Annotated in this window: 23 protein-coding genes and 1 rRNA gene; 11 read left to right on the top strand and 13 right to left on the bottom strand. The window is 55.1% G+C overall.

Annotation, left to right across the window (positions count from 1 at the left end; genetic code table 11):
- Both CSQ89_RS04950 and CSQ89_RS04945 read right to left on the bottom strand, forming a co-directional pair.
- Nucleotides 1-69, bottom strand: a 16S ribosomal RNA gene (locus tag CSQ89_RS04950); the annotation flags it as partial.
- Nucleotides 70-526: 457 nt separating this feature from the next.
- Nucleotides 527-703 (bottom strand): oxidoreductase-like domain-containing protein, encoded by a 177-nt coding sequence (locus CSQ89_RS04945; RefSeq protein ID WP_099405078.1) that lies wholly within the window; start codon nucleotides 701-703, stop codon nucleotides 527-529.
- A gap of 64 nt (nucleotides 704-767) precedes the next feature.
- On the opposite strand from CSQ89_RS04945, the gene dnaX reads away from it, so the two are divergent.
- The 10 genes from dnaX (at nucleotide 768) to CSQ89_RS04895 (ending at nucleotide 10,525) form a co-directional block, all read left to right on the top strand.
- On the top strand, nucleotides 768-2,537 hold the full coding sequence (gene dnaX, locus CSQ89_RS04940) for a DNA polymerase III subunit gamma/tau (RefSeq protein ID WP_099405072.1): 1,770 nt from the start codon (nucleotides 768-770) through the stop codon (nucleotides 2,535-2,537).
- A gap of 39 nt (nucleotides 2,538-2,576) precedes the next feature.
- Complete coding sequence (locus CSQ89_RS04935; RefSeq protein ID WP_099405071.1) at nucleotides 2,577-2,906, top strand: YbaB/EbfC family nucleoid-associated protein; 330 nt, start codon at nucleotides 2,577-2,579, stop codon at nucleotides 2,904-2,906.
- A gap of 30 nt (nucleotides 2,907-2,936) precedes the next feature.
- Nucleotides 2,937-3,533: a recombination mediator RecR gene (recR, locus tag CSQ89_RS04930; RefSeq protein ID WP_099405070.1), complete on the top strand. Its 597-nt coding sequence runs from the start codon at nucleotides 2,937-2,939 to the stop codon at nucleotides 3,531-3,533.
- Nucleotides 3,534-3,652: 119 nt separating this feature from the next.
- Nucleotides 3,653-4,390: a septum site-determining protein MinC gene (gene minC / locus CSQ89_RS04925; protein ID WP_099405069.1), complete on the top strand. Its 738-nt coding sequence runs from the start codon at nucleotides 3,653-3,655 to the stop codon at nucleotides 4,388-4,390.
- A 65-nt stretch (nucleotides 4,391-4,455) separates the two neighbouring features.
- Nucleotides 4,456-5,265 carry a septum site-determining protein MinD gene (gene minD, locus CSQ89_RS04920; RefSeq protein WP_099405077.1) on the top strand — a complete coding sequence of 270 codons (810 nt, stop codon included), beginning with the start codon at nucleotides 4,456-4,458 and terminating at the stop codon, nucleotides 5,263-5,265.
- Between the two features lie 3 nt (nucleotides 5,266-5,268).
- Complete coding sequence (minE, locus tag CSQ89_RS04915) at nucleotides 5,269-5,532, top strand: cell division topological specificity factor MinE (RefSeq protein ID WP_099405068.1); 264 nt, start codon at nucleotides 5,269-5,271, stop codon at nucleotides 5,530-5,532.
- A gap of 83 nt (nucleotides 5,533-5,615) precedes the next feature.
- Nucleotides 5,616-7,334: an SEL1-like repeat protein gene (locus tag CSQ89_RS04910; RefSeq protein ID WP_099405067.1), complete on the top strand. Its 1,719-nt coding sequence runs from the start codon at nucleotides 5,616-5,618 to the stop codon at nucleotides 7,332-7,334.
- Between the two features lie 246 nt (nucleotides 7,335-7,580).
- A complete protein-coding gene (locus CSQ89_RS04905; protein ID WP_233202965.1) occupies nucleotides 7,581-8,513 on the top strand; it encodes a substrate-binding periplasmic protein in 933 nt (310 codons plus the stop codon).
- Between the two features lie 347 nt (nucleotides 8,514-8,860).
- Nucleotides 8,861-9,649 carry a basic amino acid ABC transporter substrate-binding protein gene (locus CSQ89_RS04900; RefSeq protein WP_099405066.1) on the top strand — a complete coding sequence of 263 codons (789 nt, stop codon included), beginning with the start codon at nucleotides 8,861-8,863 and terminating at the stop codon, nucleotides 9,647-9,649.
- A gap of 78 nt (nucleotides 9,650-9,727) precedes the next feature.
- Nucleotides 9,728-10,525 (top strand): amino acid ABC transporter permease, encoded by a 798-nt coding sequence (locus CSQ89_RS04895; RefSeq protein WP_099405065.1) that lies wholly within the window; start codon nucleotides 9,728-9,730, stop codon nucleotides 10,523-10,525.
- Between the two features lie 269 nt (nucleotides 10,526-10,794).
- Here the strand turns inward: CSQ89_RS04895 and CSQ89_RS04890 are convergent, their stop codons facing one another.
- The 7 genes from CSQ89_RS04890 to CSQ89_RS04860 form a co-directional block, all read right to left on the bottom strand.
- Entirely contained in the window at nucleotides 10,795-11,352 is a 558-nt protein-coding gene (locus CSQ89_RS04890; RefSeq protein WP_158228906.1) for a DUF2799 domain-containing protein, read from the bottom strand.
- Between the two features lie 150 nt (nucleotides 11,353-11,502).
- On the bottom strand, nucleotides 11,503-12,720 hold the full coding sequence (locus CSQ89_RS04885) for an argininosuccinate synthase (protein WP_099405063.1): 1,218 nt from the start codon (nucleotides 12,718-12,720) through the stop codon (nucleotides 11,503-11,505).
- 20 nt (nucleotides 12,721-12,740) lie between these two features.
- Nucleotides 12,741-13,106 carry a 5-carboxymethyl-2-hydroxymuconate Delta-isomerase gene (locus CSQ89_RS04880; RefSeq protein ID WP_099405062.1) on the bottom strand — a complete coding sequence of 122 codons (366 nt, stop codon included), beginning with the start codon at nucleotides 13,104-13,106 and terminating at the stop codon, nucleotides 12,741-12,743.
- 3 nt (nucleotides 13,107-13,109) lie between these two features.
- Nucleotides 13,110-13,436, bottom strand: a complete 327-nt coding sequence (locus CSQ89_RS04875) for a VOC family protein (protein ID WP_308418114.1) — start codon at nucleotides 13,434-13,436, stop codon at nucleotides 13,110-13,112.
- 117 nt (nucleotides 13,437-13,553) lie between these two features.
- Entirely contained in the window at nucleotides 13,554-14,474 is a 921-nt protein-coding gene (argF, locus tag CSQ89_RS04870) for an ornithine carbamoyltransferase (RefSeq protein ID WP_099405061.1), read from the bottom strand.
- Nucleotides 14,475-14,620: 146 nt separating this feature from the next.
- Nucleotides 14,621-16,429 carry a diguanylate cyclase gene (locus CSQ89_RS04865; RefSeq protein ID WP_099405060.1) on the bottom strand — a complete coding sequence of 603 codons (1,809 nt, stop codon included), beginning with the start codon at nucleotides 16,427-16,429 and terminating at the stop codon, nucleotides 14,621-14,623.
- A gap of 21 nt (nucleotides 16,430-16,450) precedes the next feature.
- Nucleotides 16,451-18,436: an aminotransferase class I/II-fold pyridoxal phosphate-dependent enzyme gene (locus CSQ89_RS04860; RefSeq protein WP_099405059.1), complete on the bottom strand. Its 1,986-nt coding sequence runs from the start codon at nucleotides 18,434-18,436 to the stop codon at nucleotides 16,451-16,453.
- A gap of 87 nt (nucleotides 18,437-18,523) precedes the next feature.
- Here CSQ89_RS04860 and CSQ89_RS04855 point away from each other — a divergent pair, with 87 nt between their 5' ends.
- Nucleotides 18,524-18,838 (top strand): DUF3579 domain-containing protein, encoded by a 315-nt coding sequence (locus CSQ89_RS04855; RefSeq protein ID WP_099405058.1) that lies wholly within the window; start codon nucleotides 18,524-18,526, stop codon nucleotides 18,836-18,838.
- 390 nt (nucleotides 18,839-19,228) lie between these two features.
- On the opposite strand, the gene CSQ89_RS04850 is transcribed toward CSQ89_RS04855, so the two are convergent.
- The 4 genes from CSQ89_RS04850 to CSQ89_RS04835 form a co-directional block, all read right to left on the bottom strand.
- Nucleotides 19,229-20,236 carry a DUF475 domain-containing protein gene (locus CSQ89_RS04850; RefSeq protein WP_099405057.1) on the bottom strand — a complete coding sequence of 336 codons (1,008 nt, stop codon included), beginning with the start codon at nucleotides 20,234-20,236 and terminating at the stop codon, nucleotides 19,229-19,231.
- A 251-nt stretch (nucleotides 20,237-20,487) separates the two neighbouring features.
- Nucleotides 20,488-22,014: a 4-hydroxy-3-polyprenylbenzoate decarboxylase gene (ubiD, locus tag CSQ89_RS04845; protein WP_099405056.1), complete on the bottom strand. Its 1,527-nt coding sequence runs from the start codon at nucleotides 22,012-22,014 to the stop codon at nucleotides 20,488-20,490.
- A complete protein-coding gene (dacB, locus tag CSQ89_RS04840; protein ID WP_099405055.1) occupies nucleotides 22,011-23,474 on the bottom strand; it encodes a D-alanyl-D-alanine carboxypeptidase/D-alanyl-D-alanine endopeptidase in 1,464 nt (487 codons plus the stop codon). Before dacB ends, ubiD begins: the two co-directional genes overlap by 4 nt.
- Nucleotides 23,475-23,582: 108 nt before the next feature.
- Nucleotides 23,583-25,742, bottom strand: a complete 2,160-nt coding sequence (locus CSQ89_RS04835) for a primosomal protein N' (RefSeq protein ID WP_099405054.1) — start codon at nucleotides 25,740-25,742, stop codon at nucleotides 23,583-23,585.
- Between the last annotated feature and the right edge of the window lie 241 nt (nucleotides 25,743-25,983).

Here is a 25,983-nt window from a genome sequence, read left to right as displayed (position 1 = left end):
CCGTTCGACTTGCATGTGTAAAGCATGCCGCCAGCGTTCAATCTGAGCCAGGATCAAACTCTTGAGTTCAATCTCTGTTTTTTGAAACAATACTGACTTTTGCAAAATCAAAACCACAAAATGGTTTCAATCATTACGTAAGCCTTGGCTACTAGCCAAGCGCCTACGCTTATCGGTTGTATCTTGTTAAAGAGCGTTTGCTTCTTCAGACTAACTCCGCTACACTCATTCGTTTCGCTTCGTTTTTGTCTGCGTCAGCAGCAGAGAGGCGAACTATACGCACCGCCCCAACACGCGTCAACACCCCAAACACAACTTTCTGCTCAACCCTTCCAACAAAACAAATAAACCTCTGATTCGTAACAAATCACCACACAAAAATAATTAGCACACAGCCAACAAACCGCGGCCCGCTGTCGTTGTAACGTTCAAAACTCTGTCGAAATACATTGAAACTACCACTGACTTACAACCAAAGCCTCCCTGTACAGACAACTCAAGAAATTTCCTATATAAGTTTAGTGTTTCATTCTTTAGAGGCTTGTCTAAGCTCCCACTCAGCCAACCTAAGCCGGTACTCCTGTAGCTCCTCACTGTAAAAATCAAAAATACATGGGTCACAGCCACTGTTACAGCACTCACCAGGGGACGGCGCGATTGGCTCAACGGGGCGGGGGTCTTCATCCGACAGCTTGTTTTGCATTGGATACATCATTGATCACTCCTACTACCCGGACGAATAAACTGCTTCTGTTAGAATTGCCCGCATGACTTATCAAGTTCTCGCCCGCAAGTGGCGCCCAAAATCGTTTTCGACGTTGGTTGGCCAAGAGCACGTGGTAAAAGCCTTGAGCAACGCATTGGAAAGCCAGCGCCTGCACCACGCCTATCTACTCACGGGTACCCGTGGAGTAGGTAAGACCACCATTGCCCGGATTCTCGCCAAGTCGCTCAATTGCGAGTCCGGCATTACGGCCTCGCCCTGTGGGCGCTGTGACGCCTGCTTGCAAATTGATGCTGGCCGCTTTGTAGACCTACTGGAAATCGATGCCGCCTCAAATACCGGCATCGACAATATCCGTGAGGTGCTGGACAACGCCCAGTACTCACCTACCCAGGGCCGGTTCAAGGTCTATATCATCGACGAAGTTCATATGCTCTCCAAGAGCGCCTTCAATGCGATGCTAAAAACGCTGGAAGAGCCACCCAGCCATGTGAAATTCATATTGGCGACCACCGACCCACAAAAGGTCCCGGTTACTGTATTGTCGCGCTGCCTTCAGTTCTCCTTGCGGCAGATGCTACCTCCACAGATAGCAAAGCATCTACAGCAGGTACTGGATGCTGAGGCTATTCCTTACGAGATTGAAGCTCTCACACTACTGGGCCACGCGGCGGCCGGCAGTATGCGAGACGCACTTTCATTGCTGGACCAAGCCATTGCCTACGGTTCAGGCAAGGTGGAAGAAGCCGGAATTCGCACCATGCTGGGCGCAGTGGATCAGTCCTATTTGTATGACCTACTGGAGCAGTTAGCCAATCAGAATGGAGCGGGGCTTATGGCCGCGGCAGAACAATTAGCCGTTCGTGGCATTGCCAGTGATGCCATCTTACAAGAACTCTCCAGTCTGCTTCACCTGCTGGCATTGATGCAGACCGTACCCACTGCGATTACGCAGGACCACCCCCAATATTCAGCACTCAATGCCTTAGCCCCCCGCTTCAGCATTGAGCAAGTGCAACTGCTATATCAAATTACCCTGCATGGCAGACGAGACCTCGCGCTTGCACCCGATGAGTTCGCAGGCCTGAGCATGACACTGCTGCGCATGCTTGCGTTTGCACCTACTCGCCGCCTAGCTTCGGCGGAAGCACCAGTCGCACCGGTTAGTCATCAAGAGAGCCCGACCAAGCCAACTGCCTCAGCAATCGCCGCCACGCCTGTCATTCAAGCCGCAGAACCGGCCAAGCCATCTGTTGCAAAGACGATGCCGTCAACCGCAGCCTCCACGAAAAAGGCTATTGGCGCAGAGTTGCTTCAAGAAATGCAAGCGCCGCCACCGTGGGAAAGTATGCCTGCCAACGAAGCTGCACCTCGGCCGGATGATGCCCCAAACGATACGCATAGCGATGAGAACCAACGTGGCTTTGATGGTAATTGGCCGAAATTACTCAAGCAGATTCGACTTGGCGGTCAAGCGGGCATGCTGGCCCAGCATGCCGAACTAGTTGCCTTCACGGGACTGCATTTCGAGTTAGCAGTGGCCGATACACATCGCGTGGTAGCCGGCCCTGAATATCGCGAAAAACTGGAACAGTCGCTCGGGCAACACTTCGGTGAGCGCGCCACGATCAAGATAAATGTCGGCGGTGCTACAGAATCAACACCAGCAGCCTTACAGCAACGCGAGCGGGCGGCACGGCTGGCTGAAGCGGAAGTCGCACTCAATGCCGACCCCTTGGTGCAAGCCCTGATTTCCGAGTTCGATGCCACCATCCTGCCTGAATCCATACAACCGCGTACAGAGCCTATCTAGAGTGCGCAACCCAACTCTTATCTAAACAAAGGAATAACCATGTTCAACAAAGGCGGCCTGGGCAATCTGATGAAGCAAGCCCAACAAATGCAAGACAATATGAAAAAGGCCCAGGAAGAATTGGCCAATATCGATGTAGAAGGACAGTCTGGCGCCGGCATGGTCAAAATTGTGATGAACTGTCACCATGCCGTGAAGCGCGTGAGCATCGACCCCAGCGTGATTGACGACGACAAGGAAATGCTGGAAGACTTGATTGCCGCGGCATTCAACGATGCGCTACGCCGGGCCGAGCAAACCTCACAGGAAAAAATGGCTGGCTTCTCAGCAGGCTTGAACCTTCCCGCCGGCATGAAGCTACCGTTCTGATACGTGTAGCCGCCGTCAAATCAGCGCTTTATGAAGACCCCCTCCCCGCTCAGTCAATTGATTGATGCATTACGGGTACTACCAGGTGTTGGGCCGAAGTCGGCTCAACGCATGGCCTACCATCTGCTGCAGCGCGATCAGGCAGGGGCGAGCCAATTAGCGCACGCTTTGGCAAATGCCCTCACCAGCTTACGCAACTGCGCGCGTTGCAACACTTTCACCGAACACGAATTGTGTGAACTGTGCGCAGCCCCGGGTCGCGACGATCAACAACTCTGTGTTGTAGAAATGCCGGCGGACTTGCTGCGCATGGAGCAAACCCTGGCATTCAAAGGTCGATACTTCGTTTTAATGGGTCGGCTCTCTCCTTTGGATGGGGTTGGCCCGGGGGATATTCACTTCGAAAAACTGCTGGCACGCGCTCAGGACGGCGTGGTGCAGGAGGTCATTTTGTCCACCAACTTTACCGTTGAGGGCGAAGCAACCGCACACTACCTAGCTGAGTTACTGCGCACACAGGGACTACGAGTCAGCCGAATTGCCCGTGGCTTGCCCGTGGGTGGTGAACTGGAACATGTAGACAGCAGTACCCTTGCCCAGGCGCTGATCGAGCGCCGTAGCCTTTGAGCTGCTGAATGCACTGCAACTATCTGGCGCATAAGGCTTGTCTTGTTGAAGCAATTGCCGTGAACCAAGTACACTCCCGCAACAATTTCCTAATCCCATGCCGTCACAGAGCGCACTAGATGACCGCCTCCGTTAAACCGGCCCAAACGCGAAGCGTAGTGCCTTTTGAAATCAAGAGCACTGCACTTAATCTCATCGCATTCAGCCCGAAGACTGCTGACCTCACTACCCTGGAAACTGCACTAGGGCAGAAATTTGGTGGCAGCGATAATTCGTTTGATGGCGATGCGGCACTGATCGACCTGAGCGACTGGCCGACTGAGGCCGGTGCGCCCAATTTATCTGCCCTGGTCACCCTGTTAAGGCGTGCCGGCATGCAGCCGTTAGCCATCCGCGGCACTGGGGGCCTAAACCGTGAAGCGATTGCTGACACCGGCCTTGCCCTGTTGCCCGGCCTTCCTCCTAAGGAAAACAGACCAGCTGCGCGTGCCACCCCTACCGAGCCCGCAGCTTTACCCAGCGGCACCATGATCATCGACAAACCAGTACGTAGCGGACAACAGGTCTACGCACGAGGTGGTGATTTGATTATCCTGGGCTTGGTCAGCCATGGCGCAGAAGTCATTGCCGATGGCAACGTCCATGTCTATGCACCACTACGTGGCCGCGCGCTTGCAGGTGCACGTGGTGATCGCTCAGCACGAATTTTTACCCATTGTATGGAAGCCGAGTTGCTCTCAGTGGCCGGGGTTTACCGCGCTATTGACGAAGCCCTACCCCACAGCATCAAGAGCCTACCCACCCAAGTCCGCCTGGATGGGAATCGGCTAGTGATGGAAGCCATGGACCTAGACTGATGCCTAACGATATTGCAGCGTTGCCAAGCAGCGCACTCCATTTAGAAAACTCAGGAAAAACCAACGTGGCAAAAATCATCGTCGTTACCTCTGGCAAAGGCGGGGTCGGTAAAACCACGACCAGCGCAAGCTTTGCCTCTGGGCTCGCCTTACGCGGCAAGAAAGTCGCCGTGATCGACTTCGACGTCGGCTTGCGTAATCTTGATCTCATCATGGGTTGCGAGCGGCGCGTCGTGTATGACTTCGTCAATGTCATTCAGGGCGAAGCCTCGCTACGCCAAGCCCTGATCAAGGACAAGCATTGCGACAACCTATTTATCCTCCCCGCCTCTCAAACTCGCGACAAAGAAGCCTTGACGCGCGAAGGTGTGGAAAAAGTACTACAGGAACTCGCAGCAGATGGCTTTGAGTACATTATCTGCGACTCACCTGCCGGTATCGAAACAGGCGCGCTGTTGGCCCTTTACTTCGCAGAAGAAGCCATCGTCGTCACCAATCCCGAGGTATCGTCGGTACGGGACTCAGACCGCATCCTCGGCATTCTGGATGCCAAGTCAAAGAGAGCGGAAGAAGGTGGCTCAATCAAAGCGCACCTCTTGATCACACGCTATTCACCCAAGCGGGTCGAAGCAGGGGAAATGCTGTCTCTGGACGACGTGCAACACCTTCTGCGTATTCCTCTGATCGGCATCATTCCTGAATCGGAATCCGTATTGCAGGCCTCAAACAGCGGCACGCCGGCTGTACATCTAGAAGGCACCGACGTGGCGGAAGCCTACAAAGATGTCATCGGCCGCTTCCTGGGTGAAGAACTGCCCATGCGTTTTGTCGAAGCCCCCAAGCAGGGTTGGATCAAACGCTTCTTCGGAGGCTAAGGCATGTCAATTCTTGACTATCTGCTTGGCAACAAAAAGAAATCTGCCTCTGTGGCGCGAGAGCGACTACAAATCATCTTGGCGCATGAACGTGCGGGCAGCCGTGGCAGCCCCGATTATTTGCCCGATTTGCAGCGTGAGCTGATCGCCGTCATTTCCAAATATGTCGCCGTTGGCCAGGACGACATCAAGGTATCGCTGGAACGGCAGGATGACTACGATGTGCTGGAAGTAAATATCGTTCTGCCAGAGACTACGAAGCGCTAAACAAGGGAAGCCGGGATTTACCGGCTTCTCGCCATTAGTCAAACGCTAAACCGGCTACGAAGCCGGTGTCACGATTCGCCACCATGACCGATCACGCCGAAATCCCTGCGCAGGCCGAACGACCTGTTCAACTCGACAAGTTCCTCAGCCAGCGCGACACCGAACGTTGGTGCAAGCGCTTGTCACCTGAGCACCCTGCCACTGACTATTGGCTGTGTCACGAAGCCCGCATGCTGCAAAGCTTTCAGCGTGATAGCCGCTATGCAGCCCGTTTTGTAGCGGTAGATCTGGACAGACGTATGCTGGTCAGCGAAGCCAGCGGCCACCCACTTACCCACTGGCTTGCCACACCGGCAGGGGAGCTAGAGCACCCGTTCCAGCGTTCCAGCGATTTGGTACGGCTCATATTGGCCAGCCTACGTGCACTGGCACACCTGAACCGCTTTGGACTGGTACATGGTGGGCTGCGGCCTGATATCTTCGTGCTGGCACAGAATGACAAGGGCGAGATTGATTTTAATAGCCTGAAGCTGATTGACTTTGGCGTGGCGCGTAATCCGCAACAACGAATAGAAAAACCGCTGTTTATCGACCTGACCAGCCCCGATGCTGCTTATTTGGCCCCCGCGATGCGGGAAGCTGTACAACGCGACTGGCAAACCTACGCCAAACTTATCGGCGAGCACAGTAAAACCAGCTGGTATGAATTGAGCGAAACCGGCCGGCATCAATACGATAGCGTGCTGATCCCCGAACTCAGCATCAATTCACTCGATTGGCGTACCGACCTGTACGCGCTGGGCCATTGGTTTAAGCAAATCTCGCTGCATCGTATCGACTACTACAAAGATGCACACCAGGAAGCCCTGCCTGCGCTCATCAAGCGCATGCAAAAACCTGTGTTGTCAGGTGGTTTCACCAGCCTCGATAACTGCATCAAGGCCTTTGAATCCCTCGAAATAGACCAGCGCGCATTGGTCATTCCCGAAGCCCCGCAAACCGGTGCTGTATTCAGCATGCAACCCACCCCAGTTTTGCATGCTGCACAACTTCTGGCGGGTGCACCTACTTTACGGCTGGACGATGAGTTTTCGCCCGGCCCCAACACCTTGCCACGCGCTGACATCAAGTCCGTGTCAACAGGAAGCCGGGGCAAACTGATGGGAGTGGGCGTAGGTTTGATCATGGTAGCAGCAGTGGGCGCTGCCCTGCTCAGTTCCAAAGAACAGCATGCCAGCAAGCCGCCGCAAGCGCTGCAGCAAACGGCTTCAATGCCCGCTTTTGATAGCACCCCATTGGCCCCAACCCCCATTGCAGCGGCAGCGCCGATTCAAATACCCGAGACAACTGCATTGGCCGGCCTGAGATTGGAAGACCTACGCAGCGCAGCCGATGCCGGCGACCCAGCCGCACAAACCCAGTTGGGACTTCGCTATCGCAAAGGCCTGGGGGTGGCGGCAGACAACGAAAGAGCCGTCGCTTGGTATCGCCGCGCAGCAGAGCAAAACCATGCGGAGGCCCAGGCTTATCTCGGCTTTATGCTGATGACAGGGCGTGGCACACGTCGGGACGATGCAGAAGCCGTACGCTATTCTCGCTTGGCTGCCGAGCAAGACAACGCGACAGGACAATACAATCTGGCGCTGCTCTACTTGTCTGGCCGGGGTGTACCTGCCGATAAATTGGAAGCTTACCGTTGGCTGCAAAGGGCCGCTGAACGGGAAAATGGGGCCAGACAACGGTTGGAAGAGCTAAAACGCCAGCTTAGCCCAGCCCAACTGGCGGCGCTCGGTGTTCACTGAATTATCGGTTTCCACCACCCTACCCGGTCTTTTCGCAAACCAGGCCAGCAATCCCCTTTGGCTGGCTGGTTGCCCCTCTCGCCCCCAACGCCAAGTGCAGGCCCCCTTGCGTTGAGGGCAATCAAGTACGCGCTGGTATGCCTGTAAACCATCAGCGGGCTATATTGGTTTGACCATGAAATAAAGCAAGCGACAGCAATATTTGAATCAGCGGTGATCTAGGGCTACATCGAAAGGGGTAAAACCATGTTCGACAAGCTGTTCTCAATCACACCCTTTGGTACAGCTCTTTCATTGCTGGCGTTATGCGCATTACCGGTTGTAGCGGATGATAGTGTGGCCACGTCCACCCCAGAAAACATACAGAACATCATTTACCCTGCGCCAGAAAGTCCCACAGACCGCCGTTTTGACGACCTAGTCGAATTCCTGCAAATGGCGCTCGAACGCACGGTAAAGGAATACGGCCCCTATAAATTGATGCCCAGTACGTTCGTCATGAATGAGACCCGCTATATTATGGAAATAAAAAACAACACTGGCAAAATCAATGTGATATGGAGCTCTACATCGCCCGATAAAGAGAAAGACCTCCAAGCCATTCGGATTTCACTTCGTAAAGACCTGCTGGGTTATCGCATCGCTCTGATTAATGCAGGCAAACAAGCGGACATCGATAAAATAAAAACGCTGGACGACCTTAAGAACCTAAAAATAGGACAAGGAAGGGGTTGGGGTGACAATGCGGTTTATAGGGAAAATGGCATTTCGGTAAGCGAACATAATTACAAAGACCTGTTTCGGATGGTCACAGAGAAATACATAGACCTATTTCCACGTGGTATTACAGAGGTATTCGACGAATACGAACTTAACCATTCAGAACTGTCTGGCCTGAGTATTGAGCAGCACTTGGTAATTTATTACCTTTGGCCTTATTACTTCTTTACCAGCCGTAAAGACATCGTATTAGCACAGCGAATCGAAAAAGGCCTTCAAATGATGCTGGCGGATGGCAGCTTTGAGAAAGTATTCAATCGGCATAACAGCCAAGTCATTCTAAAAGCCAATCTGAAGAATCGCCGGATCATCCAGATTAAAAACCCCTTCCTACCGAAAGATGCACCCGTTGGATCGGGCAATATTCAACCGTTGGATGCTGCTCATAATGGGGTTTGAGTTTTTGCTCCCGACAAAAACGGTTATTCAATACTCATCTGATCAACATCTGCCGTTCGGTCAACCCTGTTCGTCAGGATAGCCATCAGACTCAAGCCAAAATGGAGTAGAGGGCATTTAGCCGCAGCTCACAGCCCCCCTACTTAAACCACAATAGATCTCTCAACACTACCTGCCGGGACACCCCGAGCAGATCAGCACCTTCATATCACCAAACGCAGCGTTGTAGCAATCCAACATAGGGTAATCCTAATACAGCAAAGCTTAATTCTCTAAGCAATCGGGTGTATACAGTCTGCCGTTTCCTTATCGCTCACCCAAATTAGTAACCCGATTGAGAGAAAAACATGCATACCAGCCGCCGCCTCGTAATGAGCGCCTTCGCTGCAGCCCTGTTGCTGGCTGCCTGCGGGAAGAAAGATGTTCCCCCTGCCAACCCGGCTGTGCCGGCCATGCTGACCGTGAAGGTTGCAGCAGATGCCGTTTTTGCACCGTTTGAATCCGAAACCCAAGACAAGAAGGTAGTGGGTTTTGATGTCGACGTGCTGACTGCCGCGGCCGAGCAAGCGGGTTTTCATGTGGATTTTGTCAATACACCATGGGAAGGCATCTTCAATACCCTCACCACCGGTGACCGCGACATCGTGGCTTCGGCTGTGACTATTACGAATGAGCGCAAAACGTCGATGGATTTCTCGGAACCCTACTTCGAGGCCAAACAGCTGATTGCCATCAATGACGGCACCAAGGTTGAATCCGCGACAGACCTGAAAAACAAGAAGGTCGGCGTACAGACGGGCTCGACCGGCGATGAAGTCGCCCAAGGGCTTCTGGGTAAAACCAACGCCAATATCAAGCGATTTGAGAGCGTGCCACTGGCTTTGCAAGAGCTACAGGCTGGGGGGGTGGATGCCGTCATCGCCGATAACGGCGTCGTTGCGCACTATGCGGCCAATAATCCAAACGCCAAAATCAAGACCTTGGAATCGGCCGGCTTCAGCAAGGAGTTTTATGGCTTTGCCGTGAAGAAGGGTAATACCGTGCTCTTGGCCAAGATCAACCAGGGCTTGGCCAAGATTAAGACAGATGGCACTTACGACAAGATTTACACCCAATACTTTGGTACCCAAAAGTAATTGATCCACCGTTTCTGCTGTAACTAAGAAGCGCGATTTCACGTAAATTGCGCTTCTTGATTTTTAGGGTTCGCTCATATGGATTTCGTCAGCGCCTGGAAGGCTGTTCAGGAAGCAGTGCCACTCCTTAGCCACTTTCGTCCCGATATCGTCTGGGAATATCACAAACTCTTTATCGAAGGCGCACTGATGACGATGGAAATCACCGCCGTCGCCGTGGTGTTTGGCACATTGATTGGCCTGCTTGGCGGCTTGGGTCGATTGGCCGAGGTCAAACATGGTCCATGGCGCTTGCCGGTGTTCTGGGGCGTACGCATGCCCACTGCTGCCTATGTCACCTTCTTTCGCGGTACACCCTTGTTTGTACAAATCATGCTGGTGCATTTCGCACTGATGCCCCTCTTGGTACACCCTACCGATGGCGTGCTGATTTCCGGAGAGCTTGCCCGCACCCTGCGCCAGGATTACGGTGCATTTCTGTCTGGCGTATTGGCGCTGACGTTGAATGCAGGCGCCTATATCACCGAAATCTTCCGTGCAGGCATCCAATCCATACACAAGGGCCAAGCTGAAGCTTCGCGTTCTCTGGGCATGAATTACTGGCAAACCATGCGCTTCGTGATCGTGCCGCAGGCTTTCCGCCGAATGTTGCCGCCGTTAGGTAACGAAGCCATCATGCTGTTAAAGGACTCGTCGCTGGTGTCAGCAATCGGCCTTGCAGAAATGGCTTATGCTGCCCGCACGGTGGCTGGAGCCTATTCCCGTTACTGGGAGCCGTATTTGGTAATTTCGTTCAGCTATCTGGCAATGACTTTGCTGATGGCAGCCGTGGTAAGCAGGCTGGAGAAGCGTTATCAGGCCGCGGGCGGTATGTAATAAGCACGTGTTTAATGTCTGGCGTACACCGGTAATACCGCGTTAGAACCTGTCTAAAGTCTGCTGCGCGTCGGCAATATGGCGTTGAAAACACCCTCGGAATGCTCATTTACCACTCGTAAACTCCGCTTCCTCAGCTGTTTTCGCCTTATCTTGCCCTAGCTCGCGAGACATTAGACAGGTTCTTAGAACAGACTTGACACCCGCATAGTCCCCTAATGGTTTAATGACTACGCAAGACAAAGCCGGCATCAGCCGGCTTTTGTTAATCAGTATTCGTTAGGCAGCAGGTTCCAACGGGTTTCCAATATCAGCTGCCGGATGCGCCCGTCACGCCGATTCCGTTCATTGGCATCGCGCTGCTGCATATATCTGCGCCGTTCCTCTTCGTTGTTGGTCTTACCAATCAAGTCGTTCAAGCGGCTGTTCTCTCTATCCCAGCGGCTAAAATCCTCTCTGAGGGCATCAAGGTCACGACGCAATTCATAACGTGCCCGACCGCGTTCGTACTCACGCAGAAACCCTGCTTGTGTTTCCGGTGTACAGACACTCTGATACGACTCGCCACTTATACCCACTCGATAGCCATTCTCGGGCGTGCAATACGTCCGCAGTCCACGTTCACGTCCTCTGGAGTATTCGGCAGGGTCGGGCAATACGCCCGCCTTCCGGCAGGCATCTGCGTAATCACCCAGCCGGCTGCCACTGCCGCCTCGACCATCCCGCTCGCCCACACCATACCAATCACCGGTACGACATTCCGCCTCCGACATTGCTGCGCAACCACTCAATGCCAGCACAGCCAGCACTAGCAGCGTCTTTTCCATCTTCATCTCCCGTACTACTTACTTAACTAACATAAACCAATAACCATCTATTCAGCCGCACCATAACTGCACTTAACCCAACGTAACCTGAATAAAAAACCCGGCGCGAGGCCGGGTTTCTTGTTTGCTTACGATTGCACGCGGTTACATCTAGCCACGCTTGGCTGCCGCAATGCGCATGCGCAGTGCGTTGAGCTTGATAAAGCCTTCGGCATCTTTCTGGTTATAGGCGCCGCCATCGTCGTCAAAGGTAGCGATGGTCTGGTCGAACAGTGAATCTTTCGAATCGCGGCTGACGACGCTGACGCTGCCTTTATACAGCTTGACCCGCACCCAGCCATTTACGCGCTCCTGAGTCTGGTCGACGAGGGCCTGGATAGCGCGGCGTTCCGGGCTCCACCAATAGCCGTTGTAGATAATTTCCGCGTAGCGTGGCATCAAGTTGTCTTTCAGATGTGCCACTTCCCGGTCGAGGGTAATCGACTCGATACCACGGTGCGCCTTCAGCAAAATGGTACCGCCCGGCGTTTCATAACATCCGCGCGACTTCATGCCCACATAGCGGTTCTCGACCAGATCCAACCGCCCAATGCCATTGCGCCCACCCAACTCATTGAGCTTGGCCAGTACATCATGCGGCTTTAAGCGCACGCCATTTACCCCCACCACGTCACCGCGCTCGAATTCGAGGTCAACATATTCAGCCGCATCGGGGGCTGCCTCGGGCGATACCGTCCAGCGCCACATACTTTCCTCGGCTTCGGCTTTCGGGTCTTCCAGGTGGCGGCCTTCGAAGCTGATATGCAGCAGGTTGGCATCCATCGAATACGGTGCCCCTCCTTGCTTGTGTTTCATATCAATGGCGATGCCACCTGCTTCGGCATAGGCCAGCAACTTCTCACGCGAGAGCAGATCCCACTCACGCCAGGGGGCGATCACTTTCACACCGGGTTTGAGGGCGTAGTAGCCCAATTCGAAACGAACCTGATCATTGCCCTTACCCGTCGCACCATGGCTGACAGCATCCGCTCCGGTGGCATTGGCGATTTCGATCTGGCGCTTTGCGATGAGCGGTCGGGCAATTGAGGTACCCAAGAGGTATTCGCCTTCGTAAACCGTGTTCGCACGGAACATCGGGAAAACAAAGTCACGCACGAATTCTTCACGCAGATCATCAATGAAGATGTTCTCCGGCTTGATGCCAAACTTGATCGCCTTGGCACGAGCCGGCTCCAGCTCTTCGCCCTGGCCGATATCGGCGGTAAAAGTAACGACTTCGCACTGGTAAGTGTCCTGCAGCCACTTGAGAATAACGGAGGTATCGAGCCCGCCCGAATAAGCGAGCACAACCTTCTTAATGTCAGACATAGCGTACTTTCTGCTGGTGTTCAGTTTGAAACAATCTTGGCGTAGTAATCGCCTTGGATATCGACCAACTCAAAGCAGAGCTGGCAATCACGCTCGTTGAGCGAAGTGGCGTAGTGGGCGGCGACGATAGGTTGCATCACCGCCAACGCTCGTCGCTTGAATTCATCGGTACGGCGGTTGATGAAATAGAGCTTGAGGTGCACAAAAGCGTGACGCGGGTTGCCGTCGCCGGCATACCAGTCGGTCAGCTTGATAGCGCGGCTCTTGATGTCATTGACTTGCACATCGCCCAAGCTAACCAAGGCCTGGTGCAATTCAGCAAACAACGCGCGGAAATCCGGCTGGTCCGGGAGGTTGTCACTGTATTCGAGGGTGATATGCGGCATGGTCTAGTTGGAGCAATGGCAAACGGCTTCGATGTTGTGGCCGTCCAGGTCGAGGACAAAACCACCGTAGTAGTCGGGATGATAATGCGGGCGCAAGCCAGGTTGTCCGTTATCACGGCCACCTGCCGCCAGCGCCGCCTTGTAAAAGGCATCAACAGCGGCGCGGGTTTCCACCCGGAATGCAATATGGACCGGGGGTTTATTCGGCGTCCCCGCATGGATCCAGAAGTCCGGCTTACCCGTAGCTACCTCACCATACCCTGCCACATCACTATGGCCGGTCACACTGGCGGGAAACTCCATCAACTTGGCATAGCCGATGGCTGCCAACGCCGCTTCGTAAAACGCCCGGCTTTTGGCGAAATCCTCACAGCGATACTGGTGTGATCAATCATGTCTGGCCTCCAGGAAGGTAAACGTACGATGGAAAGGTGACTTTAATAGGGATCAACTGTTGACGTGGCCCAGCAGCAGAAATTCAATCAGGGATTTTTGTGTGTGCATGCGGTTCTCCGCTTCATCCCACACGATGGATTGCGGACCATCCAATACCTCAGGGTCCACCTCTTCACCACGGTGTGCCGGTAAGCAGTGCATAAACACGGCATCCTTGTCGGCCAATTTCATCAGTTCATCGCTGACTTTATAGTGGAGAAAATCAACGCGCCGTTGCAGGCTTTCCCGCTCGAACCCCATGGAAACGCAAACATCAGTGGTAACCACATCGGCTCCCTTTACCGCTTCACGCGGGTCGTGGGTCTGCTCGAAATGCGCGCTGTCGTAATCGATACCGTCCAACACCTTCATCTCGTAGCCCTTCGGTGAAGCCAAGTGCAGCTTGAAGTTGAAAATCTTGGCGGCCTGTAGCCACGTACGCGAAATATTGTTGGTATCACCAATCCAGGCTACTGTCTTACCCTCGATCGATCCACGGTGCTCGATATAGGTGAAGATATCGGCTAGGGTCTGGCACGGGTGGTACTCGTTGGTCAGGCCATTAATGACCGGTGCATTGGAATAAGCAGCGAAGGTGTCGACGATACGCTGCTCATAAGTACGCAGCATGACGATATCGCACATGCGGCCAATTACCCGCGCCACATCCTCAATTGGCTCGCCCCGCCCCAACTGCGTGTCTTTGGACGCCAAAAACATGGCATGGCCGCCGAACTGGTTCATGCCGGATTCAAACGACACGCGCGTCCGCGTTGAGCTTTTCTCGAAAATCATCGCCAGCGTCTTGCCGACCAAGGGTTGGTATAGCTCTCCTCGGCGCAGGCGATCTTTCAGTACGCGGCTGCGCGCGAACAGGTGCTCGTATTCGTCGCGGGTAAAGTCGGTGAACTGGAGAAAATGCCTGACACTCATGCTGGAACCTTAGGTTTGTTGCGAAACGAAGAGCCACGAGCTTCCCCGATGCAGCAAGTTGCGGTCAAGCAGGATTTTCATCCATGCGACATCCATTTACTAAATTCAGTCACCTTCCAGTACACCCAAATCAGGCAATCCGCCGGTTACACCGCCACCAGCACGCGCTTACGCCCAGCCGCTTTGGCGCGATACAGCGCCCCATCCGCCGCCATCAAAAGTTCGTCCACTGTCTTACCATGGCGTGGAAATTCAGCAATGCCCGCCGAGAATGTCAAACCGGTAAGTGTTTGACCATACAGCTCGACCAATACCGACTGGAAGGCTACCAACAACGTCTCGGCACGTGAAGCTGCCAATTCAAAGCCGATATCCGCCAATACAAGGCAAAACTCCTCGCCGCCAAAGCGGCAGGCGAAGTCTGACCCTCGGATATTCGCGCCCAACAGCTTGGCCAATTCGATCAGCACCTTGTCCCCCATCGGATGGCCATAACAGTCATTGACCCGCTTGAAGTAGTCGACGTCAATCAACACAACACAACCTGGATAGCCGCGTCGTTCGGCAAGCTGCAACTCTCCAACCAACGCTTCCTGCAAGTAACGGCGGTTGTACAACTCGGTTAGCGGATCACGAATGGCTTGCTCGCGTAGTTGCTCCTGCAAGCGCTCGATTTCCTCCACCTTCGCCGCCAGTTCCCGATTCAACATTTCCAGCTTGGCCCTGGCATGCTCAGCTTCAGCATGTTTGACCAATGCACTATCACGGTCACGCTCTGCTTCGCTGAGCTCACTTTGAAGCTGCATCATCTGGGTACGCGCCCGGGCGGCGCTGCCTTGGATCCGTTGGAAATACTGCTGAAAGCGCTCCATATAGGCATAGGCTTCCCGCCACTGGCCCAAAGCAGCGTAGGTGCGCGCCAACTCGCGGGGAATCTGGACCTGATAATAAGGATCGCGCAACTTGTTAAGCCGGCTCTCCGCCTCGCACAGCGCGGCCAGAGCAGCATCGAGGTGACCACAGCCACGCTCAACCAGGCCCAGCACCCAGTAGCAATGCGTCTCCACTTTGATCTCGCCACAGGCCTGAGCTGCTTTCAGTGCCTGGTTCACCTTGGCAAGCGCACGTTGCCAGTCGCTATGCGCGGCATAGGTATGGGCGGCAATGACCTGGTAGAACGCGTTGTTCGCCCTGCCAGTCCATTTGACCTGATCGCTGATAACCAGATAAGGCTGAATGGTTTCGTAAGCTGCCTCATGGGCACCCATAGCCAGCTGGCACATCGCCAGATTACTCGCCACAATGGGCGCCATTGTGCCCAAGCGCGATCTACTGACCATGGCATCAGCCTCGATCAAAAAACTGATCGCATCTTCATAATTGCCGGCGCCATGTTGCGCATCGCCCAGATTGGACAACACCATGGCCAGATGGTCGGGTGAATCCAACTGACGGGCCGCACGCAAGGCATGGTAGTAATGGCGCATTGCACTATCTATTGCCCCCGCATCGACACAGGTAGCTCCCAGCGCGTTGTACATCATGACCGTATCGACGGGTTCAGCCTCATCCAAACCGGCCACATAGCCGATCAGTTCGGCATAGGCTTCTTCGGTTTTACCCACCCGTCCCAACAACGCCGAGATACCAAAGCTGGCCCGCATTGCACCGCAGGCATCGCCAATATCCTCAAAAAAGACTTTCAGTCCATAAAATTCCCGCTCGGCTATTGCTTGATTACCAAAGCGCATCTGGTAAATCGCCAGCGTGAGCCCGGCATAGGCTTCGCGGCGTCGGTCGTTCTGCGCGCGCGCCTGTACCGCTACCGATTCGGCAAGCACACAGGCATGCACCGGGTCACCGTACTGACAATGCCAGGCCTCTGCGTTGAGCCGGTCCAGTTCAACGCCATTCAGGGGTGGGTGGGTCGGGATGGGTAAAACACTATGCATCATGGCCACTTGATATTTTTGGAATCAGGCCACGCTATCCAACGGACGTAATCCCAGCTCATCTGCCTCCGTCAATATACGGATACAAGGCAGCCAGCCATCAAACACCACGCCATGCAGTTCCACCTGCTTTTGACTACGAAGTAGGTTGACCAGATAGCTGATGATTTCCGGCGTAATCACCTGGCCCGGCACCAAGACCGGGATACCTGGCGGATAGGGCACGATCTGGTCAGCGCTGATCCGGCCGGCCAGTTTGGCGTTGACCTGATCTGCCTCATCAAGCAAAGGCGACAACTGGCCACCGCAGTAGAACGCATCACGCGGCAGGTATTTCAAGCTGGTGAAATGCGGAATAGCGGGCGTGCGATACAAGCGCCGCGGTGCACGCCCTTCGCGGCTGATGCGCATCAAAGCATCGTATAAGCGCGATACCTTGCTCTTGGTGGTGCCGATGGTCAACAACAAGGTGATCGTGTTGAACGTCGACTTCTCGATCTGAATATTGAAGCGCTCAAACAGGAGCTTTTGCAGCTCGTCCACCGTGTAGCCACAGGCTGAAATATCGACAGTGATCTTGGTCGGGTCGAGCCGGACACCATCAGCCTTCACTTCATTCGGTAATAAGTCATCCAGTTCCAACACGCGGAAAACGCCCGTCGCGTTGATCATCTCCTTCAACTCCGCAGCCAGCGCGAGCGTGCGGCTAAGCAGCTTGTAGCCTTCCATACTCATCTGCCGACGCGCCACGTCCAGACTCGCGATCATGCTGTACTGCGGGCTAGTGGAGGTATGCATGTTGTAGTTCTCGCGGAACACATGCTCGTCGAACTGCGGGGCGTTGACGTGGATCATCGACGCTTGTGAAAAAGCACTCATGACCTTGTGGGTAGACTGGGTGGCGAAGTCCGCACCGCATTCCAGTGCGGTAGGGCGAAATTCGGGGTGAAAACGGGCGTGGCCATACCATGCCTCGTCGATGATGACCTTGATACCATGCTTGTGCGCCGCTTCAATAATCGGCTTCAGGTCGTAACGTAGGCCATCGTAAGTACAGGATGTCAGGATCATCGCCCGCGCATCGGCATTGGCTTCGATGGCCTTCAAGATCACCGCCTTGGCCACAGGCCCAAACAGCCCATATACCTCATTGGTGCTCGAATCCATATAAACGGGCAGTGCACCGGAAATCACCACGCCGTGGTGAACCGACTTATGGCAGTTACGGTCGAGCAGGAGCTTGTCGCCCGGCGCCAGCAGAGTTTGCAGAATCACCTTATTCGCGGTGGAGGTGCCATTGGTGGCGAAGAAGGTGCGTCGCGCGCCAAATGCCTTGGCGGCGATCTGCTGGGCTTCTTCGATAATGCCGGTCGGGTGAAGAAGCGAATCGAGCATCGGCACCGAGCAGGACAAATCGCCTTTAAAGATGTGCTCACCCATGAAATCGTAAAAGTCTTCCGCCCACGGGCTACCACGCAGGCTATCGCCCGAGCTATGGCCGGGTGTATGCCACGCATCCTTGGCCATGAAGACATATTGCTTGAGCTTGTCGTAGAAGGGGGTGTGCGCACGCTCCTGGAACTGTGCATTCACAATGCGATACCAACCCAGGTAGTCTGGGTCGTCACGATAGAAGTACCCATCTACCGTTTCGCACAGCAGGGTGTTGACCACCTCGTCCTCATTTTCCTGGGCAATCAACACATAGACGTCCAGCTCAGGCCGCAGCGCGTGGATTTCATGCACCAAGTCCAGCGCCGTCATCTGTAATTTCTTGCTGCGTGACTTGCCGGCGAGCTCACCATGCAGTTGGTCATCCACGATCACCGCCTGGATTTCACCGTCCTCACGAATCGCCAACAGCGCTTCGGCAGCCGTTTCCACGCCAGAACAGGTAACGCCGAGCGGGTTATCCAATTGCCGTGCGGCGGCATTCAATCCTTTAACCAATGCTTTGAGCACCAGTTTCTCGTCGTTTACCAGTAAAATACGACTAACCGGTTTCGGCATCTTGTCTCCCCTTCTATTCTGATAAGAGCGGGGTCGCCGCTCAAGCCAGCAAGAATAATCCAAAGCACCTACCCAAGCACACAACAGATGATTTGCAACCCGTACGAAGTCATCATCCAAGGCCTGACTAAAAATGGCCGAGAGTTTCGCCCCTCCGATTGGGCGGAACGCCTATCCGGTGTTCTGTCCACCTTCGGGATGGACCAGAAACTATCCTATGCACCCTACGTTCGCCCGATGGTGATGGAGAACGTGCGTTGCGTCGCGATCGATAAGCAGCTGGAAAAGGTAGACCCTCGCGTCTACAGCTTCCTCATGAGCTTCGCGAGCGATAACGACCTCCGCGTCATTGACTGCCGCCAGTTGATGGATGAGCAATACCATAACCAGTTTCTGGGCTGAACCATCCGACGCTAACCTGACGGCACCCTCATAGACCCAGCAGAACAGCGCGATGGCGTTATGGCCATCGCGCTTTTCCGTGCTTGTTTCTTGAGGAAACGCTTAGAACCTGTCTAAAGTCTGCCACGAGCAGCTGTCAGCAGGGTGTAGCACAGCGCAGAAACCGACATGCACTTTTTGTACATGAAGCTTTCGAGCAGCACATGAGCCCTGATCACAGCTGCGCAGTAAGAACCTGTCTAAAGTCTCGCGAGCTAGGGCAAGACAAGGCGAAAAAAGCCGAGGAAGCGGAGTTTACGATTGGTAAATGAGCATTCTGAGGGTGTTTTCAACGCCATATTGCCGACGCGCAGCAGACTTTAGACAGGTTCTAAGATCGTAAACAGGGTGTCAGGTGGATTTGTTGTGCCTAACTGACGACCAAAGCGCCAAGCCGATAAAGCCTGCGCCTATAAGGCCGGTCGCCACTTCGGAAACCTCATGGAAGGTACCGACAAACATGATGGTAGCGAGCGCACCGATGGCGTAGAACGCGCCGTGTTCCAGATAGCGGAATTGATCAAGCGTTTGTTTTTCGACAAACATGATGGTGAGCGAGCGCACAAACATCGCGCCAATACCCAGGCCGATGGCGATAATGAAGATGTTGTTGGACAGCGCAAATGCGCCAATCACGCCATCAAAACTGAAGCTCGCATCCAGTACCTCCAGGTAGAGGAAAGCCGAGAGGCCCGTACGTGCCACCACACCAGCATCACCGGGTTGTTCGGTTTCCAGCAGCGAAGCAAAGCCATCGACCACGATATAGGTCACCAACCCCGCAACCGCCGCAATGACAAACGAAAACCGCTCTTCCTCGTGCAGCATGGTTGAAATGCCGTACACCACGGCCAGACAGACCGCAATTTCCACGGCTTCCATCTTGCCCAGCTTGCTCAACGGCGCTTCGATCAGGCGCACCCAGTGCACATCCTTTTCCTTGTCGAGGAAAAACTTCAGGAAAACCATCATCAGGAAAGCGCCGCCAAAGCCAGCCACCACCACATGCGCCGAGGTCAATGTCTCGGCATATTTGACGGGCTCGCTTACCGCCAACATGAACGCCGCCCAAGGATTCAACTGCGCCAGCACTGCCACAATCAGCACCGGAAACACCACCCGCATCCCAAATACTGCGATGAGCATGCCCCAGGTCATGAAACGATGACGCCACTTGTCATCCATGTCCTTCAACACCGTGGCGTTGACCACAGCATTGTCGAATGACAAAGACACTTCAAGCACCGACAGAATCGCAGCAATAAACGCCGCCTTGGTGCCCCCAATTAAATACGCTGCGACCAAACCGGCCACGGTAACAAATACAGAGCCCTTGAAATATTTAAGTAGTGTGGGCATGAACTTCCCTTGTTATTGATATTTTTGGTGTTGCAAAGGGGGCACTGAGAGCCTGTCTAAAGTCTTGCGAGCTAAGGCAAGATAAGGCGAAAACAGCCGAGGAAGCAGAGTTTACACAGGCTAAATGAGCATTCCGAGGGTGTTTTCAACGCCAGATTGCCGACACGCAGCAGACTTTAGACAGGTTCTTAAGGCCCAAGACTTCTGTTTAACATCCTCAGCAGCGCCATAAAAGGCGCCCAGCAGTACGACTAATCCAAGCCCAGCTTATGCCAAAGCGCATCGACACTGGCGACCACCGCCGCATCACGCTCAATTGGCACGCCCCATTCCCGTGTGGTTTCGCCGGGCCATTTGTTGGTGGCGTCCAAACCCATCTTTGACCCCAGCCCCGATACCGGTGAGGCAAAGTCGAGGTAATCAATCGGCGTGCTGTCCACCAAAGTGGTGTCGCGGCTCGGGTCCATACGGGTCGTGATCGCCCAGATCACTTCCTTCCAGTCCCGCGTGTTCACGTCGTCGTCCACCACCACGATGAACTTGGTGTACATGAACTGGCGCAGGAAGCTCCAGATACCAAACATCAAGCGCTTGGCATGGCCAGGGTAAGCCTTCTTGATGCTGACCACCGCCATACGATAGGAACACCCTTCCGGTGGCAGATAGAAATCCACAATCTCAGGGAACTGCTTTTGTAGGATGGGCACGAATACTTCATTGAGCGCCACGCCCAGCACAGCCGGCTCATCGGGAGGTTTGCCAGTATAGGTGCTGTGGTAGATCGGGTCGGGCCGCATGGTGACGCGATCAACCGTAAAGACGGGAAACCAGTCCTGCTCGTTGTAGTAACCGGTATGGTCGCCATAGGGCCCTTCCAGTGCATACAGATAGCCGCCCACTTCCTTCATCGGCACACCTGTTTCACTCACACCGGTCCAGCCTTTGTCAGCAGGGGGGATATGCCCTTCTAGCACGATTTCGGCACTGGCTGGCACTTGCAGATCATTACCCAGACACTTCACCAGCTCGGTTTTACTACCACGCAACAAGCCGGCGAACTGGTATTCGCTCAAGCTGTCGGGCACCGGCGTGACAGCTCCCAGAATAGTGGCTGGGTCACACCCCAGCACCACCGAAATCGGAAATTTCTCGCCAGGATGGCGAATGGCATGCTCGCGAAAATCCAGCGCTCCACCACGGTGCGCGAGCCAACGCATGATGAGTTGGTGCTTGCCGATCAACTGCTGGCGATAGATCCCCAAATTCTGCCGTGGTTTGTGCGGGCCACGCGTCACTACCAGCCCCCAGGTAATCAGCGGGGCTACATCACCCGGCCAGCAATGCTGAATGGGAATGCGCTGGAGGTCGGCCTGCTCACCTTGCCACACCACGTCCTGGCAGGGTGCTTTCTTGACCACCTTCGGGGCCATGTTCAACACCTGTTTCAAGATTGGCCATTTCTCCCAGGCATCCTTCAACCCTTTGGGCGGCTCGGGCTCTTTCAGATACGCCAGCAGTTTGCCGATCTCACGCAGGGCGCTTACTTCCTCTGCCCCCATGCCAAGCGCCACCCGGCGTGGCGTGCCAAACAGGTTGCCAAGCACCGGCATGCTGTAGTCGGGTACGTTTTCAAACAGCAATGCCGGCCCTTGGGCGCGCAGCACCCGGTCGCAGATTTCCGTCATTTCCAAATGACTGGAAACAGGTGTCTTGATGCGTTTGAGCTCACCCATGGCTTCAAGCTGGGCAATAAAGTCGCGAAGGTCGTGGTATTTCATGGCTTGGCCACTTGAGTAAGCGTCACATCGGACGTAGCGGCCCATTGCAACAGATTATCGAGCACAGGCTGGCCAGCATCAGCGCGTGGATGATTCAAAATACCGACCACACCCCAGCTGCGTCCCTTTGCGTCGCGGACATAGCCCGCAACCGCTTTCACATCATTCAAGGTACCGGTCTTGATCCTAGCGGACCCAGCCAACGGCGTACCGACAAGGCGCGTACGCATGGTGCCATCCAAGCCAACAATCGGCAGGCTGGCGGCGAATTCAGCCGCATAGTTGCTACGCTGGGCAGCTTGCAGCACCTGGGCCAAGTGCCGAACGCTGATCCGCGCTGCGCGCGAGAGGCCTGCACCGTTATCGATCACCAGCTCGGGGAAGTCCAACCCTTGTCGCGCCAGCCCGCCACGCACCGCCTCAGCTGCCGCCGCCTGGCTATCCAGCCCCACCAACGGCTGATTCGCACCCAGCGTCAGGAAAATCGTGCGCGCCATCGTGTTGTTCGACAGCTTGTTCACGTCACGAATCTGTTCAGCCAAGGGTGGCGACTGTTGTTCCGCCAGAAGTTTGGCATCGCCAGGTGTGACCGCTTCACGGGTCTGCCCAGCGATCGTGCCGCCCAGCTCAGCCCATAGTCCGCGTGTAAGTCGGCTGGCAAAGTCCGTCGCACCGAGCAATCCCAGATAACGGCTGGCGCGGCAACCTTGTGGAAACCCGCCCTGTAACATCACGCGTACCTGGCCATCCGGCAAAGTCGTCACCTCGGGCCTTGCCCAGGTTTGCGACCAGCTGGCGCAATCACCCTTTAACAGCTTCATCCGGCTACCCACCTGCACACCTGCCATAGCCGGGTCGATACGCACCTGCATGCCACCAGATTCAGTATCCATATCAAAGCGTAGCGCCTTGAAATTCATCAACAGCGCATCTGCTGCCACGTTGTAGGCGCGCTCCGGCTCTTCATCGAACGGGGCGGCATCCTTATCACTGGCCGGCAAGGTGAAATAGCTACGATCAAGCACCAAGTCCCCCGTCACCTTGCGTATACCGCGATTACGCAGTTCACGGAGCAAGAGCCAAACCCGCTCGTAGGTCAGCTTGGGGTCCCCCCCACCTTTCACGTACAAGTTGCCACGCAAGGTATCGCCCTCCACTGGGCCATCGGTGTACAAGCCGGTACGCCAGCTGAAAGTCGGCCCCAGCGTTTCCAACGCCATGAAGGTTGTCAGCAACTTGATAGTGGAGGCCGGATTAACGGGTAAATCCGCACCGTGGGTCAGTCTGGGCTGGCCACCATCAAGTGGTACCACCACTGCCGACAGCGCCGATTCGGGTATTTTGGCGGCACGAAGGCTAGCCACAACGGTGGCTGGCAGCTGCGCCTGAGCCATCGGCGCAAGCAAGCCGGCCAATAGTAAGCACAACCCATAGGTCGGCCGTTGCAATTTCAGTAACAAAATTTCTCCCTAATTACTCATCACAACTGAGGGCAAGATCGTATACATGCTCTTGCCAAACATAATCTTACTTTGCTGTACCACCCGTAACGGACTTTGAATCGGTTTTCAGAGTTCCAACGGATCCACATCCAGCGCCCAACGCACCTTGCCGGGTTTTTGTGCGCGCAATGCCGCCATCCATTCAGTCAGGAAAGCCATCAGCCGCGTACGCGCCGTGGATTGCACCAGTAACTGCCCACGCTCGCGATTGGCGAGGCGCATCATACTGGCGGCCACCGGGTCCCACACCGTCACCGCATCGGACTGCGGTGCAAGGTTCGCGGCTTGGCTCAGGTAAGCCAACGCTTCCGCCAGTTGATTGGCTTCGGCACGCAACACGGCTTGGTACAGAAAAGGTGGAAAACCCGCAAGTTTGCGCTCGGCCAGCTCACCGGCCGCAAAAAAAGCATAGTCGTCAGCCAACAGTGCTTGGTACAGCGGATGTTCGGGAAAATCTGTCTGCAGTAATACCTCACCCGGCTTATCCGCCCGGCCCGCCCGGCCCGCAACCTGCGCCAATTGGGCATACAAGCGCTCGCTGGCGCGAAAATTAGCCGAGTAAAGCCCGTTATCCGCACCAATCACCGCCACCAGGGTGAGGTTGGGAAAATCGTGCCCCTTGGCCAGCATCTGCGTACCCACCAGGATATCCACCTCACAGGCATGCACCGCCTTGAGCGCGGTTTCAAAGCTGCCTTTGCGCCGCGTACTGTCGCGGTCAATGCGTAACACCCGCGCCGCAGGGAAGTGTTCGGCCAGCATGTCTTCCAGCCTTTGCGTGCCCTGCCCCAGCGGCTTCATATCCTGATTACCGCAACCGGGGCACACCCGTGGCAGGCGGTCTTCTGCGCCACAATGGTGGCAACGCAACTGACGTTCGCGCAAATGCACGGTCAGGCGAGCCGAACACCGCGTGCAGGCCGCCATCCAGCCGCATTCGCTGCAATGCATCACCGGGGCATAGCCACGCCGGTTCAGAAAGACCAGCGACTGCTCACCCCGCGCCAGGCGCTCGCCAATGGCTGCCAAGGTGCGTGCATGCATGCCATCGCTCAACGGCTGGCGCTTGGTCGACAATAAATGCAAAGTAGGCGGCAGCGCACCAGCCACGGCTCGCTGAGTCAATTGCAAACGGCGATAACGTCCAGCTTCTGCGTTTTGCCAGCTTTCCAGCGCCGGCGTGGCAGAACCCAGCACAATCGGCACGCCAGCTTGACGAGCGCGATACACCGCCACGTCACGAGCGGAGTAGCGCAAGCCATCATGTTGCTTGAAGCTGGCATCGTGTTCTTCATCCACCACGATCAACCCAAGCCGCGGCGCCGGCGTGAAAACAGCCAACCGGGTCCCCAATACGATGCCAGCCTCACCACGGGCAGCCCGCACCCAGCCCGCAGCGCGTTCACCCTCCGCCACGCTGCTATTAAGGCTGACAATATCCACACCGGGGAATCGCTGCCGGAAACGCCCTTCCAGCTGCGGCGTCAGGTTGATCTCGGGCACCAGCACCAATGCCTGCTGGCCACGCGCCAATGTGGCGGCGATGGCATTCAAATAGACCTCGGTTTTGCCGCTGCCAGTGATGCCATGCACCAGAAAGGCGGCAAAACCCGTTGCAGCAGTGATTGCGGCCACGGCATGCGCTTGCTCGTCGTTCAGTGGCGGGCCAACCGCAGCGGAAGGCATTACGGTCTGCTGCACCTGTGCCACCACCAAGCCTGCATCTAACCAAACCTGGACAGTCTTCCAGGCAGTACTGCCGGCTGCGCGGATTTCGGCCTCGTTACGCGGAGTCGCCAATAACTGCGCCAACCGCAGCTTCAATGCAGCCTGCCTGGGCAGGCTGGCTAGCAGCGTTGCAACGTCTACCGCCCGATAGTGCAGCGCTTCTGCCACACGGAAAACATTTGGGTCCCGGAAGCGGGTTGGCAGGGCGGTGTGCAGCACTTGGCCGATAGGGTGCTGGTAGTAATCGGCGCAGAAGCGAAACAGATCAAGCAGCCCTGCCGGCAAGGTAGGCATATCGTCCAACACGGCTTCTGCTGTCTTGATGGCGGCGACGTCATAAGCCGGCTGCTCAACCATCTCCAGCACCACACCAACGAGACGGCGCGTACCAAATGGCACCACCACCCGCCGGCCAATATCAGCCGCAGTAGCGACATCCAATCGATAGTCGAACAGTCGCGGCAAAGGTACATCTAGGGCAACACGGAGATAGGGCATGGGCTGTCAAGGAAAGAATTTTCAGCACCGCCAATGGCGCTTAAACACCCGTAGTAACAGGGGTTTTTCGACTGTCCACATTTTCTGTGGATAACTTTGTGAGCAAGTTTGTGAGAACCAGATAAATCCACGGAATTACAGGCTTATTGCTGGCTTGCACAAAAAACAGGCTTGAAATTATTTTCAATAAAATCAATTACTTATTAAATAAGCCGCTGCTGTGGCTAGTTTAAGGTCTGCT

The sequence above is a fragment of the Chitinimonas sp. BJB300 genome (assembly GCF_002735695.1).
Taxonomy (GTDB): Bacteria; Pseudomonadota; Gammaproteobacteria; order Burkholderiales; family Chitinimonadaceae; genus Chitinimonas.
Note: the sequence above shows the minus strand (reverse complement) of the source record. Positions and strands in the feature narration are given on the sequence as shown.